Below are 13,083 nucleotides of genomic sequence, written 5' to 3' on the forward strand. Positions count from 1 at the left end.
TGCAGGGACCTTTAATTACACGGCGCGGCTTTGTTTACATGGATTACTGTCTTATTAAATATTAATGATTATCATAAAATCTATTATTCGCTAACCGATGGATGAACAATCCATACATCTTGAGTTGATAATATGAAACCATTACAAATGCTCCCTATCGCCGCGCTGGTCGGCAGTATTTTCGGCAATCCGGTCTTGGCAGCAGATGAAGCTGCAACTGAAACCACACCCGTTAAGGCAGAGATAAAAGCAGTGCGCGTTAAAGGTCAGCGCAATGCGCCTGCGGCTGTGGAACGCGTCAACCTTAACCGTATCAAACAAGAAATGATACGCGACAATAAAGACTTGGTGCGCTATTCCACCGATGTCGGCTTGAGCGACAGCGGCCGCCATCAAAAAGGCTTTGCTGTTCGCGGCGTGGAAGGCAACCGTGTCGGCGTGAGCATAGACGGTGTAAACCTGCCTGATTCCGAAGAAAACTCGCTGTACGCCCGTTATGGCAACTTCAACAGCTCGCGTTTGTCTATCGACCCCGAACTCGTACGCAATATTGAAATCGTGAAGGGCGCAGACTCTTTCAATACCGGCAGTGGTGCATTGGGCGGCGGTGTGAATTACCAAACGCTGCAAGGCCGTGATTTGCTGTTGGACGACAGGCAATTCGGCGTGATGATGAAAAACGGTTACAGCACGCGTAACCGTGAATGGACAAATACCCTCGGTTTCGGTGTGAGTAACGACCGCGTGGATGCTGCTTTGCTGTATTCGCAACGGCGCGGCCATGAAACCGAAAGCGCGGGCAACCGCGGCTATCCGGTAGAAGGTGCGGGTAAAGAAACGAATATCCGCGGTTCCGCCCGCGGCATCCCCGATCCGTCCAAACACAAATACCACAACTTCTTGGGTAAGATTGCTTATCAAATCAACGACAACCACCGCATCGGCGCATCGCTCAACGGTCAGCAGGGGCATAATTACACGGTTGAAGAGTCTTATAACCTGACCGCTTCTTCCTGGCGCGAAGCCGATGACGTAAACAGACGGCGCAATGCCAACCTCTTTTACGAATGGATGCCTGATTCAAATTGGTTGTCGTCTTTGAAGGCGGACTTCGATTATCAGAAAACCAAAGTGGCGGCGATTAACTACAAAGGCCTGTTCCCGACGAATTACACCACATGGGAAACTGAGTACCATAAAAAGGAAGTTGGCGAAATATACAACCGCAGCATGGACACCCGATTCAAACGTTTTACTTTGCGTTTGGACAGCCATCCGTTGCAACTCGGGGGGGGGGGCGACACCGCCTGTCGTTTAAAACTTTCGCCAGCCGCCGTGATTTTGAAAACCTAAACCGCGACGATTATTACTTCAGCGGCCGTGTTGTTCGAACCACCAGCAGTATCCAGCATCCGGTGAAAACCACCAACTACGGTTTCTCACTGTCTGACCAAATTCAATGGAACGACGTGTTCAGTAGCCGCGCAGGTATCCGTTACGACCACACCAAAATGACGCCTCAGGAATTGAATGCCGAGTGTCATGCTTGTGACAAAACACCACCTGCAGCCAACACTTATAAAGGCTGGAGCGGTTTTGTCGGCTTGGCGGCGCAACTGAATCAGGCTTGGCGTGTCGGTTACGACATTACTTCCGGCTACCGTGTCCCCAATGCGTCCGAAGTGTATTTCACTTACAACCACGGTTCGGGTAATTGGCTGCCCAATCCCAACCTGAAAGCCGAGCGCAGCACCACCCACACCCTGTCTCTGCAAGGCCGCAGCGAAAAAGGCATGCTGGATGCCAACCTGTATCAAAGCAATTACCGCAATTTCCTGTCTGAAGAGCAGAAGCTGACCACCAGCGGCACTCCCGGCTGTACTGAGGAAAATGCTTACTACAGTATATGCAGCGACCCCTACAAAGAAAAACTGGATTGGCAGATGAAAAATATCGACAAGGCCAGAATCCGCGGTATCGAGCTGACAGGCCGTCTGAATGTGGACAAAGTAGCGTCTTTTGTTCCTGAGGGCTGGAAACTGTTCGGCTCGCTGGGTTATGCGAAAAGCAAACTGTCGGGCGACAACAGCCTGCTGTCCACACAGCCGCTGAAAGTGATTGCCGGTATCGACTATGAAAGTCCGAGCGAAAAATGGGGCGTATTCTCCCGCCTGACCTATCTAGGCGCGAAAAAGGTCAAAGACGCGCAATACACCGTTTATGAAAACAAGGGCTGGGGTACGCCTTTGCAGAAAAAGGTAAAAGATTACCCGTGGCTGAACAAGTCGGCTTATGTGTTCGATATGTACGGCTTCTACAAACCGGTGAAAAACCTGACCCTGCGTGCGGGCGTGTACAACCTGTTCAACCGCAAATACACCACTTGGGATTCCCTGCGCGGTTTATATAGCTACAGCACCACCAATGCGGTCGACCGCGATGGCAAAGGCTTAGACCGCTACCGCGCCCCAGGCCGCAATTACGCCGTATCGCTGGAATGGAAGTTTTAATCTGGTATTATTGAATTAATCGCCTTGTTGAAAATTAAAGCCGTCCGAATTGTGTTCAAGAATTCATTCGGACGGCTTTTTACCGTAAATCTGTGTGATGGGGTTTTATATTGATACAGTATCCGAACTCAGGCAGGGAGTAATGTTGCAGGATTAAAAATGCCGTCTGAAAAATGTTTCAGACGGCATTTTTTGATTGCCGATATGTTAACGGACGACATTGGCGCGCATGACCACGCGGACGTGGAACGAGCCTGCCTGACAGTCGTATTGCCCGCCTTGCAGCGGTTGCTTGTCAAAGTAGCTGTGGAAGCCGGTAACGCCGCGTCCGCCGAGTTTGCCTGCGGTCTGTTGGAATTTGCGGGCGGCATTGATTAGGGCGCGTTCGTAGGCTTCTGAGTCGAATTTGCCTATGCCGTTTGCCGCCTGACGGGTAACTAGATTCCTGCCGTTTGCAACCGGTACGCCCCCGCCGCCGAAGCTGACGGGAATCCCTGATTCCAATACGCCGTCTGCAATGGCTGCATTTATTGCCGCCTGACCGTTGCAGCAACGGTAAATGATGTTTTTGCCGCTTCCTGCGGTGTCGCCCCGGATGACTTTGCATGATTCTCCGGCCGGTGTGCCGGGGGATGCCGTGTGCGCGTTTTTAGGTGCGCTGCCGGATTGGCAGACTGCCAGCATCAGGGCGGCGGCGGAGAGTATGAGGATTTTTTTTCATGTCGGATATCCTTGCTTGCGGTGGGAAATCATTGCCATTGTACCGTAAGATTCAACAAAATGCCGTCTGAAAACGGGGTTCAGACGGCATTGTGGCTCAGGGGTTCAACACGCGTGCGATGAGGGCTTTTTCTTTGCCCTGCATATCGGGGATTTTGACCTGAATGCCGTTGCCGGGTGCGACATCGACAGGCTGGCCTTTTCGGGCCATTTGTTCCAATTTGATGGTTTGGTTGCCGTTCGGGTGGATGATTTCGAGTGAATCGCCGACGGCGAAGCGGTTTTTAACTTCGATGGTCGCCCAGCCGTTTTTGTCGATTTCGGTAACGTGTCCGACGTATTGGCTTTGTTTGGCGGTGGAATGGCCGCTGAGGTAGTTTTGATAGTCTTGGGTTTGGTGGCGTTCGAGGAAGCCGCTGGTGTAGCCGCGGTTGGCAAGGCCTTCGAGTTCGCTCAACAGGCTGTAATCAAACGGACGGCCTGCGACGGCATCGTCAATCGCTTTGCGGTAGGATTGGGCGACGCGTGCGACATAATAGAGCGACTTGGTGCGGCCTTCGACTTTGAGGCTGTCCACGCCGATTTTGGCGAGTTTCTCAACCACTTCAATGCCGCGCAGGTCTTTGGAGTTCATGATGTAAGTGCCGTGTTCGTCTTCCATAATCGGCATCATCTCGCCCGGGCGGTTGGACTCTTCAATCAGGAAAACTTTGTCGGCGTAGGGATGGCGTTTTTGACCGTTGATGCCTTCAAAGTTTTGGTTGGCTTCTTCTTGGGCTTTTTCAAAGTTAAAACCTTGCAGAAGCTGGGCATCGCCCGCATCGTTTTCCGTAGCGTTGTGGACTTTGTAGTCCCAACGGCAGGAGTTGGTGCAGGTGCCTTGGTTGGGGTCGCGGTGGTTGAAGTAGCCGGAGAGTAGGCAACGGCCGGAGTAGGCGATGCACAATGCGCCGTGAATGAAGACTTCGAGTTCGATGTCGGGGCATTGTTGGCGGATTTCGGCGATTTCTTCCATACTCAATTCGCGCGACAGGATGATGCGTTCGACGCCGATATTCTGCCAGAATTTCACGCCCCAGTAGTTGGTGGTGTTGGCCTGTACGGACAAGTGGATCGGCATTTCCGGCCATTTTTCGCGCACGGTCATAATCAAACCCGGATCCGCCATAATCAGCGCGTCGGGTTTCATGGCAATCAGCGGCTCCATATCGGAAACGAAGGTTTTGAGTTTGGAGTTGTGCGGCAGGGTGTTGACGGTCAAAAAGAATTTTTTGTTGCGCTCGTGCGCTTCTTTAATGCCTTGCTCGAGAACGTCGAGTTTGGCAAATTCGTTGTTGCGGGCGCGCAGTGAGTAACGCGGGCTGCCGGCATAAACGGCATCTGCGCCGTAGTCGTAGGCGGTGCGCATTCTTTCCAATCCGCCGGCGGGCAATAAGAGTTCGGGTGCTTTCATCGTGTTTCCTTTTCGGTTGAAACCCCGCCCTTTAGGGCGGTAGAATCAGACTTTATTTGGGAGGGGTGTAACCCTTTCCGAATCAGGGCAACATATAGGGCGACGCTTTATGTGTCGTCCTGTGTGTTGAAACATGATTTGTGTGCTTTGTAAAAATGTTTCAGACGGCATTGCTGCAAATGCCGTCTGAAAAGGGTTTGAGGATGGGCGGATTATCCGCCTTTTCGTGTTCGCGGTCAATTTTGCCGGGAAATTTATAAGGATTTATCAAGTATTTGCCTGCTTGGGATACAATGCGGCAATTTGAATGCGAGAGAGAATGTGATGAATCCCAAAATCGTGTTTTTCGATATTGACGATACGCTGTACCGCAAATATACGGATACCTTGCGCCCTTCCGTGAAAACGGCGGTGGCGGCTTTGCGCGGCAAAGGTATATTGACGGCGTTGGCAACGGGGCGGTCTTTGGCGACGATTCCCGAAAAGGTCAGGGACATGATGGCGGAAACGGGAATGGATGCCGTGGTAACGATAAACGGACAGTTTGCGCTGCTACACGGAAAAACTGTGTGCGAAGTACCGATGGATGCCGGTTTGATGGGCAGGGTTTGCGCGCATTTGGATAGCTTGGGTATGGATTATGCGTTTGTCGGCGGAGAGGGGATTGCGGTGTCCGCACTGTCGGAATGCGTGTGCCGCGCCTTGAAGCATATCGCCAGCGATTTTTTTGCCGATAAGGATTATTTTTCAAGCAAACCGGTGTATCAGATGCTGGTGTTTGCGGAGGAAAACGAAATGCCGCTCTGGTCGGATATTGTGGAACGGGAAGGCTTGAAAACGGTGCGCTGGCACGAGGAAGCGGTCGATCTGCTGCCTGCGGGGGCGTCGAAAACAGACGGCATCAGAAGCGTGGTTGAAGCATTGGGTTTGGAAATGGCGGACGTGATGGCGTTCGGCGACGGTTTGAACGATGTGGAAATGCTGTCAGAAGTCGGGTTCGGTGTGGCAATGTGCAACGGGGAACAGGCGGCGAAAGAAGTGGCGAAATATGTTTGCCCCAGCGTTGATGAAGACGGCGTGTTGAGGGGTTTGCAAGATTTGGGCGTGATTTGAATGCATAATAACAACCCTGCCGGTTTCAGACGGCAGGGTCGGTTTTCAGCCCTTCATACAGCCTTCGTTTTGAAGCAGGGTAAATAAGGGCGCGCCGCTTGCACGGATATTCTTGCCGCCTTGAAGGTCGGTAAATTCCAAAATGGCGGCGGCTTCGACAATTTCTCCGCCGAGTTTGCGGATCAGTTCCAGCCCGGCAAGCATTGTGCCGCCCGTGGCAACCAAATCATCGACCAGCAGCACGCGCGAACCGGGTTTGACGGCATCGGTGTGGATTTCCACCGCAGCTTCCCCGTATTCGAGCGCGTAGCTTTGCGATACGGTTTCAAAAGGCAGCTTGCCTTTTTTGCGGATGGGGACAAAACCGACGTTGAGATGGTAGGCGAGTGCCGCGCCGATAATGAAGCCGCGCGCGTCCAAACCGGCAACGATGTCGATTTTCTGATCCATATAGCGGTAAACCAATAAATCAACCAAAAGTCGGAAGTATTCCGCGCTTTGCAGGACGGGCGTGATGTCGTGGAATAAGATGCCTTTTTGCGGCCAGTTTTCGATTTTGCGGATTTTGTCGGCAAGCGCGCCGACACTCATAGCTTCGGGATGAACCAGCATTGCGTGTTCCAAGTTTGATGTTTTTAACGCCATATTGTAGCCGTCAGCCTGCCGCTTGCCAAATCAATCAAAACAATAGCGGCAAAATATGGGCATCGGCAAATAGGAAACTGGGTGTCCATTGTGATACAATCGGCTGGAAAATATACAGGTAAAAAATATGTCCGCTTATCGAAAAGGCAACATCTTTATCATTTCGGCCGCTTCTGGCACGGGCAAAACCACGCTGGTTTCTCGGCTGTTGGCAAACCATAACGGTTTGCGCGTTTCTGTGTCGCACACGACGCGCCCGCCGCGTGAAGGCGAAGCAAACGGCGTGCATTATCACTTTGTTTCCAAAGAAGAGTTTGAGTCGCTTATCGCGCAGGAGGCTTTTTTGGAATACGCAGACGTATTCGGCAACTATTACGGCACAAGCGCGGAGGGCGTGAATGCGTTGGCGGCGGCAGGCTATGACGTAATTTTGGAAATCGACGTTCAGGGCGCGGCGCAGGTTCGCAACGCGCTGCCTGAAGCCGTCGGCATCTTTATCCTGCCGCCTTCTTTCGACGTGCTTGCTGCACGTCTCAACGGACGTGGGACGGACAGTCGGGAAGTTATCCAAAGGAGGCTGTCGAAGGCAAGGCATGAAATCGAGCAGTCCGTATTGTTCGACTTTGTCGTGGTCAATGACGACTTGGCGCGAGCGGAGGAGGATTTGCGCCATATTGTGAATGCCTGCCGTCTGAAAAGGTCGCGGCAACTGGGGTTTATTGCAGATTTGTTGGAAAATTCCTAGAAAACGGCGAAAATACCCGGTTTCCCAATTTAAATATTTTTGAAAGAAAGCAAATAATATGGCACGTATTACCACCGAAGACTGTACCGGAAAAATTTCCAACCATTTTGACCTGACATTGGTAGCGGCTCGCCGCGCCCGCCAGCTTGAGAACGGCAACACGCCGCTTGTGGACGATGTCCGCAATAACAAACCGACCGTTACCGCCTTAAGGGAAATCGCCGCCGGACATATCGGTACAGAACTGTTGACGCGCAATAAATAAATTCTGCCGGAAACGCACGCCGGAACACTTTGCCGCCGTGCAGTCCGACGGTTTGAAATGAAAAACACATACATACCGAAAGCCGTCTGAAATGCCCGCCCCCCAACCTTCCGCCCCTTACGACCCCCTGACCGCCGAAGCGCGTGCCCTGCTTTTCCATACCGCCTCCTACCTCAAGCCCGAGGAACAGGCGGAGCTTGAAAAAGCTGTCGCCTATGCGTTTCGCGCCCACGACGGGCAAACCCGCAAAAGCGGGGAGCCCTACATCACGCATCCGATTGCCGTTGCGACGCAGCTCGCCCTTTGGCATATGGACATACAGGGTCTTTGTGCAGGCGTGATGCACGACGTATTGGAAGATACGGGCGTGACAAAAGGGGAAATGGCGGCGGTGTTCGGCAATACGGTTGCCGAGATGGTGGACGGGCTGTCCAAACTCGAAAAACTCAAATTTGAAGATCATGCAGAGCATCAGGCGGAGAGTTTCCGCAAACTGATTTTGGCAATGACCAAAGATGTACGCGTCATCGTCGTCAAACTTGCCGACCGTCTGCATAATATGCGGACACTCGGTTCGATGCGCCCGGACAAACGCCGCCGGATTGCAAGGGAAACCCTTGAAATCTATGCACAGATTGCCAACCGCATAGGTTTGAATAACGCATATCAAGAGCTTCAGGATTTATCGTTCCAAAACCTGCATCCCAACCGCTACGAGACTTTAAAAAAAGCGATGGACAAGAGCCGGAAGAACCGGCAGGACGTTGTCGGCAAAGTCTTGCGCGCATTCGGCCAGCGGCTGGTAGGCGCGAATATAGAGGCCAAAATCAAAGGCAGGGAAAAAAACCTGTACGGCATCCATCAGAAAATGATGGCGAAAAAGCTGCGCTTTGCCGAGGTTATGGATATTTACGGTTTCCGCGTCATTGTCAACAGCATTCCAGCCTGTTATGCCGCACTCGGCGCATTGCACACCCTCTATCAGCCTAAGCCCGGGCGGTTCAAAGACTATATCGCCATTCCGAAAAGCAACGGGTATCAAAGTCTGCATACGACTTTGGTCGGTCCTTACGGCTTGCCGATTGAAGTTCAGATACGTACCAAGGAAATGGATGCTGTTGCCGAAGGTGGAATCGCCGGACATTGGAGCTATAAATCATATTCTAAGACGGTCGATCAGGCGGTGCTTCACACAAACCGGTGGCTGAAAAATATCTTAGATTTGCAGGCAAGCAGTGCCAATGCCATTGAGTTTCTCGAACACGTCAAAGTCGATTTGTTTCCGAACGAAATCTACATCCTTACGCCAAAAGGAAAAATCCTAACTTTGCCCAAAGGGGCAACGCCTGTCGATTTTGCTTATGCGGTGCATACCGATATCGGGCACAAAACCGTTGCCGCACGTATCAACAATATCATGATGCCGTTGCGTACGAAGCTCAAAACCGGTGATTCTGTTGAAATTATCACATCCGAATACGCCAAACCCAATCCCGCGTGGTTGAATTTCGCCGTGTCCGGCAGGGCGCGCAGTGCCATACGCCAATATATTAAAAACCTTAACCGGCACGATGCGGTCGTTTTGGGAGAGAGCCTCTTACAAAAAGCCCTGTCCAGTTTGCTGCCCAAAGATGTCCTGCTTTCAGACGGCATCAAAGAAAAATACCTTGCCGATCTCAACGACAAACAGACTTCATTTGAGGAAGTGCTGTACAACGTCGGTATGGGGCATACCCTGCCTGTTTATGTCGCCATGCACATTGCCGAGTTGGCAGGGGAGCATTTCGGTAGCGAGGTCAGGCTCAGTTCCATTAAAGTCGATGGTCAGGAAAGCGGGCATATTCATTTTGCAGAGTGCTGCCACCCTGTTCCCGGTGATTCCATCCGTTTGCTGTTGGTTAAGGGAAAAGGCATGATTATCCATAGGGATACCTGCCCGACGTTGTTGAAGTCCGATCCCGAACAGCAGCTGGATGCAGACTGGGAAAATATGAACGGGCAGAACTACCGTGTCGGGCTTCAAGTCCAATCGGAAGACAGCCACGGCTTGCTGGCATTAATGGCGCAAGCGATTTCCGATTCCGGTGCGGACATTGAGTCGGTCGAAACACCGTCTAAATCCCAGTCGGGAACGGAAGGTTTTGTCGAATTCAAATTCTTATTGAAAGTCAAGAATCTGAATCAATTGAATCAGATTATTCAAAATCTGCATAGTATTCCATATATCCGCAAAGTCATCAGAAGTTGAAGCAGGTAAAACGGGTTGCCTTTTGATTAACAGGCAACCCGCTTTATGGTTTATCCGTTCAATTGCTTATTTGTTCAAATATCCGGCAAGCCTTTCAACAATCTGCATCGCCGCTTCATCTTTACTTGTTTCGGGAAAAGACAGTTCCCCGTCGTCCCCGATAATGGTAATCCGGTTGGTCGGTTTGCCCATCGCGATTGAAACATCATTGGCAACTATTACCGGTATTTTTTTCTTAATACGTTTTTCTCGTGCATATGCCATTACATTCTCCGTTTCAGCGGCAAAACCGATGCAGAACGGCGGGTTCGGCAATGAGGCAATAGAAGCCAAAATATCGGGGTTCTCATCCAATTCGATGGATAACGGTTTGGCATTTTTATCTTTTTTGAATTTTTGCGTACTCCTGTTTTTAACCTTATAGTCTGAGACGGCGGCAACAGAAATAAAAGCATCTTGTTTTTCAATCAAACGATGCACTGCGCGATGCATATCTTCAGCGCTGACGGCTTGAACCGTATCGGATATGCCGAAAGGCAGTTCGGTTTGAAGCTGTCCGTGAATCAGGCTGACTTCCGCACCGGCGGCACGGCACGCCCGCGCCAAAGCTACCCCCATTTTTCCGCTGGAGGTATTTGTGATGCCCCTGACAGGGTCAATGGCTTCAAATGTCGCACCTGCGGTAATCAAGATTTTCTTGCCCCTTAAAATTTTCGGTGTCCACAAGTCCGGAAGCAAATCCAGCAATTCGGCAGGTTCCGGCATCCTTCCCATGCCATTTTCTCCGCAAGCCTGTTCGCCCAAGCCCGGCATATAGACAGTAATGCCGTCTGAAACCAGTTGTGCGATATTCCGTTGGTTGGCAGGGTTGAGCCACATTTCCACATTCATCGCGGGAGCGATGGCAAGAGGACATTTCCGTGCGGCTGCCAGATTGGTCAGTAGATTATCTGCCACGCCGTTACAGATTTTTGCCACGGTATTCATACTTGCCGGCGTAATCAGAAAAACATCCGCATTCCGGGTCAGGTTGATATGTTCCATGCCGTTTGAACCGTTGCTGCCGTGCGTGTCGGTCAGAACGGGATTGCCGCTCAAAGCCTGAAAAGTCAGCGGAGAAACAAATTCAGTTGCCGAGCGGCTCATAACCACCGTAACCGAATGCCCCTGTTTTTTCAGCAGTCGCACCAACTCGCAAGACTTATACGCCGCAATACTGCCCGTTACACCTAAAAGAATATGTTTACCCATTTTGACAATTTCTAATTACGAAGAAAAAACAGCAGCCATTCTATAACAAAGTGCGGATACATTAGTTACCGTTTGGATACAAAATGCCGTCTGAGTCCCCGAGTTTCAGACAGCATATTCACAAAGGCGCACCAGTCAGAGGAGGGAGAGGAAGGGATTGTTGGAGGCGGCGCAGCATTTAGCAGAAATAAAAAACCTTATCCGACAGCGACATGACGAATTTCCCCAAAAAAATCCCACTGAAAGCATTGACCGTTTTTCCCTGTGGGCGTATAGTTCGGTTCTTCGCTGCTGCAGAAGTGGCGGACGAACTGAAAAGTATAGCACAGAATGTTGGGGATATCGAGAGATATCTTGACAAGCGGAAGAAATACTTTATAATTCAAACGCTCTTTAACAAAACAGATTACCGATAAGTGTGAGTGCCTTGAGCCTCACACTGTTTGAAAGACAGACAAGATAATGTTTTGAACATTGTCCTGTCGGTTTCTTTGAAGCAGACCAGAAGTTAAAAAGTTAGAGATTGAACATAAGAGTTTGATCCTGGCTCAGATTGAACGCTGGCGGCATGCTTTACACATGCAAGTCGGACGGCAGCACAGAGAAGCTTGCTTCTCGGGTGGCGAGTGGCGAACGGGTGAGTAACATATCGGAACGTACCGAGTAGTGGGGGATAACTGATCGAAAGATCAGCTAATACCGCATACGTCTTGAGAGAGAAAGCAGGGGACCTTCGGGCCTTGCGCTATTCGAGCGGCCGATATCTGATTAGCTAGTTGGTGGGGTAAAGGCCTACCAAGGCGACGATCAGTAGCGGGTCTGAGAGGATGATCCGCCACACTGGGACTGAGACACGGCCCAGACTCCTACGGGAGGCAGCAGTGGGGAATTTTGGACAATGGGCGCAAGCCTGATCCAGCCATGCCGCGTGTCTGAAGAAGGCCTTCGGGTTGTAAAGGACTTTTGTCAGGGAAGAAAAGGCTGTTGCTAATATCAGCGGCTGATGACGGTACCTGAAGAATAAGCACCGGCTAACTACGTGCCAGCAGCCGCGGTAATACGTAGGGTGCGAGCGTTAATCGGAATTACTGGGCGTAAAGCGGGCGCAGACGGTTACTTAAGCAGGATGTGAAATCCCCGGGCTCAACCCGGGAACTGCGTTCTGAACTGGGTGACTCGAGTGTGTCAGAGGGAGGTAGAATTCCACGTGTAGCAGTGAAATGCGTAGAGATGTGGAGGAATACCGATGGCGAAGGCAGCCTCCTGGGACAACACTGACGTTCATGCCCGAAAGCGTGGGTAGCAAACAGGATTAGATACCCTGGTAGTCCACGCCCTAAACGATGTCAATTAGCTGTTGGGCAACCTGATTGCTTGGTAGCGTAGCTAACGCGTGAAATTGACCGCCTGGGGAGTACGGTCGCAAGATTAAAACTCAAAGGAATTGACGGGGACCCGCACAAGCGGTGGATGATGTGGATTAATTCGATGCAACGCGAAGAACCTTACCTGGTCTTGACATGTACGGAATCCTCCGGAGACGGAGGAGTGCCTTCGGGAGCCGTAACACAGGTGCTGCATGGCTGTCGTCAGCTCGTGTCGTGAGATGTTGGGTTAAGTCCCGCAACGAGCGCAACCCTTGTCATTAGTTGCCATCATTCAGTTGGGCACTCTAATGAGACTGCCGGTGACAAGCCGGAGGAAGGTGGGGATGACGTCAAGTCCTCATGGCCCTTATGACCAGGGCTTCACACGTCATACAATGGTCGGTACAGAGGGTAGCCAAGCCGCGAGGCGGAGCCAATCTCACAAAACCGATCGTAGTCCGGATTGCACTCTGCAACTCGAGTGCATGAAGTCGGAATCGCTAGTAATCGCAGGTCAGCATACTGCGGTGAATACGTTCCCGGGTCTTGTACACACCGCCCGTCACACCATGGGAGTGGGGGATACCAGAAGTAGGTAGGGTAACCGCAAGGAGCCCGCTTACCACGGTATGCTTCATGACTGGGGTGAAGTCGTAACAAGGTAGCCGTAGGGGAACCTGCGGCTGGATCACCTCCTTTCTAGAGAAAGAAGAGGCTTTAGGCATTCACACTTATCGGTAAACTGAAAAAGATGCGGAAGAAGCTT

Annotated in this window: 8 protein-coding genes, 1 rRNA gene and 1 pseudogene; 6 read left to right on the forward strand and 4 right to left on the reverse strand. The window is 51.3% G+C overall.

Annotated elements, in window-relative coordinates:
• Positions 1-132: 132 nt before the first annotated feature.
• A pseudogene (hmbR, locus tag IUJ45_RS09150) lies at positions 133-2,510 on the forward strand (TonB-dependent hemoglobin receptor HmbR).
• Between the two features lie 207 nt (positions 2,511-2,717).
• Here hmbR and IUJ45_RS09155 read toward each other — a convergent pair.
• Together IUJ45_RS09155 and trhP are read right to left on the reverse strand one after the other, a co-directional pair.
• Positions 2,718-3,194 (reverse strand): hypothetical protein, encoded by a 477-nt coding sequence (locus tag IUJ45_RS09155; protein ID WP_002246355.1) that lies wholly within the window; start codon positions 3,192-3,194, stop codon positions 2,718-2,720.
• A 133-nt stretch (positions 3,195-3,327) separates the two neighbouring features.
• On the reverse strand, positions 3,328-4,683 hold the full coding sequence (gene trhP / locus IUJ45_RS09160; RefSeq protein ID WP_002237271.1) for a prephenate-dependent tRNA uridine(34) hydroxylase TrhP: 1,356 nt from the start codon (positions 4,681-4,683) through the stop codon (positions 3,328-3,330).
• Positions 4,684-5,007: 324 nt separating this feature from the next.
• On the opposite strand from trhP, the gene IUJ45_RS09165 reads away from it, so the two are divergent.
• Positions 5,008-5,796, forward strand: coding sequence for a Cof-type HAD-IIB family hydrolase (locus tag IUJ45_RS09165; RefSeq protein WP_002246353.1), 789 nt, complete (start codon positions 5,008-5,010; stop codon positions 5,794-5,796).
• A 45-nt stretch (positions 5,797-5,841) separates the two neighbouring features.
• Here IUJ45_RS09165 and IUJ45_RS09170 read toward each other — a convergent pair whose 3' ends face one another.
• Positions 5,842-6,441, reverse strand: a complete 600-nt coding sequence (locus IUJ45_RS09170) for an adenine phosphoribosyltransferase (protein ID WP_002218925.1) — start codon at positions 6,439-6,441, stop codon at positions 5,842-5,844.
• A 127-nt stretch (positions 6,442-6,568) separates the two neighbouring features.
• Between IUJ45_RS09170 and gmk the strand changes: the two genes are divergently transcribed.
• From gmk to IUJ45_RS09185, 3 genes are all read left to right on the forward strand, one after another.
• On the forward strand, positions 6,569-7,186 hold the full coding sequence (gene gmk, locus IUJ45_RS09175; protein ID WP_002246352.1) for a guanylate kinase: 618 nt from the start codon (positions 6,569-6,571) through the stop codon (positions 7,184-7,186).
• A 58-nt stretch (positions 7,187-7,244) separates the two neighbouring features.
• A complete protein-coding gene (rpoZ, locus tag IUJ45_RS09180) occupies positions 7,245-7,451 on the forward strand; it encodes a DNA-directed RNA polymerase subunit omega (protein WP_002212665.1) in 207 nt (68 codons plus the stop codon).
• A 91-nt stretch (positions 7,452-7,542) separates the two neighbouring features.
• On the forward strand, positions 7,543-9,699 hold the full coding sequence (locus tag IUJ45_RS09185) for a RelA/SpoT family protein (RefSeq protein WP_002246351.1): 2,157 nt from the start codon (positions 7,543-7,545) through the stop codon (positions 9,697-9,699).
• Between the two features lie 66 nt (positions 9,700-9,765).
• Here the strand turns inward: IUJ45_RS09185 and coaBC are convergent, their stop codons facing one another.
• Entirely contained in the window at positions 9,766-10,950 is a 1,185-nt protein-coding gene (gene coaBC / locus IUJ45_RS09190) for a bifunctional phosphopantothenoylcysteine decarboxylase/phosphopantothenate--cysteine ligase CoaBC (RefSeq protein ID WP_002249429.1), read from the reverse strand.
• A gap of 525 nt (positions 10,951-11,475) precedes the next feature.
• Between coaBC and IUJ45_RS09195 the strand changes: the two genes are divergently transcribed.
• Positions 11,476-13,016: ribosomal RNA gene (locus tag IUJ45_RS09195) — 16S ribosomal RNA — on the forward strand.
• Positions 13,017-13,083 lie beyond the last annotated feature (67 nt).

The organism is Neisseria meningitidis (assembly GCF_022869645.1).
GTDB lineage: Bacteria > Pseudomonadota > Gammaproteobacteria > Burkholderiales > Neisseriaceae > Neisseria > Neisseria meningitidis.